Annotated in this window: 2 protein-coding genes; one reads left to right on the top strand and one right to left on the bottom strand. The window is 63.0% G+C overall.

All coding sequences use genetic code 11. The annotated features are described in order from the left end of the window. Window positions 1–726: 726 nt before the first annotated feature. Window positions 727–1,005, top strand: coding sequence for a HigA family addiction module antitoxin (locus CC207_RS21030; RefSeq protein WP_088852700.1), 279 nt, complete (start codon window positions 727–729; stop codon window positions 1,003–1,005). 3 nt (window positions 1,006–1,008) lie between these two features. Here the strand turns inward: CC207_RS21030 and CC207_RS21025 are convergent. Continuing rightward, window positions 1,009–2,082: NAD-binding protein (locus CC207_RS21025; RefSeq protein ID WP_178080985.1), on the bottom strand; the 1,074-nt coding region annotated here is incomplete at its 5' end.

Raw genomic sequence — 2,082 nt, 5'->3', positions numbered from 1 at the left:
GAGGGGTGGGTCGGGGACGATTTTTTTCATGGTCAAACTCCGATAGAAATTGACCGGCACCGTCCGTTTCCACGCGAAGGGTGGCGGCTGTACACGGGGTGGAAACCCAGGTTATCGGAGAACCCCGGCAGGCCTTGTGGCCTCCCGCGTACAGCTGCCGTTACGACAGATAATCCGATAACCAACCAGCCGGGTTTCCACGCCCGATCGCTGAACCGACAGCGACCCGGTCAGCCTAGAGGGCATGATTTCCCCGGACAATCAGAAGGGTATCGACAGACTTTGTAGGGTATTTCTTGGGCTGCCGGCTGCTCAGCAGGAAAGGTTTTCAGATCATGTAGGACATGGCTGAGCTCAGCAGATTCGAGCGTTTTTTGAACACGTTCCTTCAAGCTTGTCGGAAGCTTTTCGGTTGATCTGCACTGCCGCTGTTGTATGGTTTCAGGCGAGCGCGAAACCAGTTGCTATCCAGTGGCGAGAACTGGCGTAGGAACCCCGTTGGTGGCTGGATCATCAGCGGAGGGTGAGACCTCGATCTGCCGTTTGAACTGGGGGCCGCTTTGCGGCCCTTTCGCGACACAAGGCCGCTCCCACAGAGATCGCGATCTGCTGTAGGAGCAACTGTCTGGCTCAGGTCCCTCAATCTGGCGCGATCGCTGTGGGAGCGGCCTTGTGTCGCGAAAGGGCTGCGTAGCAGCCCCAAGATTTCAAGACGAAGTGACAACTATGCACAACCCACCCCACCCCGGCGAAGCCCTGCGCGAAGACGTACTGCCCGCCATCGGCATGAACGTCTCTTCCCTGGCCCGCCACCTTGGCTATTCACGTGGTCAGTTATCCACAGTGCTCAACGGCCATACAGCCATTTCAGCCGACCTGGCCTATCGCCTCGAACTGGCCGGTCTTGGCAGTGCCCGGCAGTATCTGGCTGAGCAGGCGGCTTACGACCTGTGGCAGGCCGCGCACCGCGAGCATCCACCCATCGAGCGGCTGGCGTTCGCCTGAGCGTCAATCCTCATCCGACGCAAACAACCGCTCCAGCTCCACCCGCGCTTCCTTGGCCGTCTGCATCACCTTGGCCCGGTCGTCGCGCACATGCCCCTGGGCCTCCAGCACCTGCTCGTCATGCTCGGTGAAGCGGGCGATGCGATCAGCCGCCTGGGCCTCGGTCAGCCCCAGCCCGACCAGCGCCCGCCGGCTCATTTCCAGGCTGGAATGGAAGGTCTCGCGAATCGGCTCGGCGCCCACGTCCACCAGCTTGTGCACATGCTGGCGGTTGCGCGCCCGGGCGATGACCTTCAGGTGCGGGTACAGGCGCTTGACCCGCTCCGCGGTGCGGGTCGCGGCCTCGGGGTCGTCGATGGTGATGATCACGTACTCGGCTTCGTCGACCTTTGCCGCATGCAGCACCTCGGTACGCGACGGATCGCCGTAGAACACCGGCACCTGCTCGAACATGCGGGTCAGCTCGATGGTGTCCACCGAGGTTTCCAGGGCGACGAAGGGGATCTTCTGCGCCCGCAGGATGCGCGCCACGATCTGGCCCATGCGGCCCATGCCGACGATCACCACCCGTGGCGTGCCTGCGTCGATCTGCTTGTATTGCTCAGGTACTTCCCGGGCGGGTTGCGGACGCTTGAGGGCGCGGGCGCAGCCGATCATCAGCAGCGGGGTGAGGGCCATCGACAGGGTGATGGTCATCAGCAGCAGGTCGTAGGTCAGGGTGTCGAACAGGCCCTGGTCCTTGCCCAGCTTGAACACCACGAAGGCAAATTCGCCACCGGCCGCCAGCACCATGCCCAGGCGCAGGGCGCTGGCGCTGTTGAGGCCCCCGGCGATGCGGCCGACGCCGATCAGCAGCAGCAGTTTCACCGCGATCAACAGCACGGTCATGCCCAGCAGCACCAGCGGCATTTCCAGCAGCAGGCGCAGGTTGGCGCCCATGCCGACGCTGATGAAGAACAGCCCCAGCAGCAGACCCTTGAACGGCTCGATCTGCGATTCCAACTCGTGGCGGTACTCGGAGTCGGCCAGCAACAGACCGGCGAGGAAGGCGCCCAGGGCCATGGAAATACCGGCTTC

Origin of the sequence: Pseudomonas sp. DrBHI1, assembly GCF_002205115.1 — a bacterium.
Lineage (GTDB): Bacteria > Pseudomonadota > Gammaproteobacteria > Pseudomonadales > Pseudomonadaceae > Aquipseudomonas > Aquipseudomonas mosselii.
The sequence above is the reverse complement of the archived record's forward strand: the minus strand, read 5'-3'. Positions and strand labels throughout refer to the sequence as shown.